Source organism: Frankia tisae, from assembly GCF_025403405.1.
Lineage (GTDB): Bacteria > Actinomycetota > Actinomycetes > Frankiales > Frankiaceae > Frankia > Frankia tisai.
In genome coordinates this window covers 1-459 of sequence record NZ_JANEZT010000806.1, presented here as the reverse complement: position 1 = coordinate 459, position 459 = coordinate 1, and the positions used below count along the sequence as shown (strand labels likewise).

The following is a 459-nucleotide window of genomic DNA, read 5'->3' as shown; positions in this document are numbered from 1 at the left end:
CGCCAACCACGGTACTTTAATTGAACTGATCTGGACAATTACTCCTGCTCTTATTCTTATCGCAATCGCCTTCCCTTCATTCAAACTTCTGTACCTAATGGACGAAGTATTCTCACCTGCTCTAACTATTAAAGTGGTAGGTCACCAATGGTACTGGACTTACCAATACAGTGACTTCGTTAACGATGACGGAGACTCAATCGAATTCGATAGCTACATGATTCCAGAATCAGATCTAGAAGACGGACAACTTCGACTACTTGACGTAGACAACCGAGTTGTTGTTCCAGTTGACACACACATTCGATTCGTAGTAACAGGTGCAGACGTACTTCACGACTTCGCTGTTCCATCACTAGGACTAAAAATTGACTGTACACCAGGACGGCTGAACCAAACTTCTGTACTGGTTCAACGAGAAGGAACATACTACGGACAATGTTCAGAACTATGCGGTGT

At 43.6% G+C, this 459-nt stretch carries 1 protein-coding gene; it reads left to right on the top strand.

Annotated features, from left to right (window positions below):
* A partial coding sequence (locus NBZ85_RS31775) for a cytochrome c oxidase subunit II (RefSeq protein ID WP_261563498.1) occupies positions 1–459 on the top strand: 459 nt, incomplete at both ends.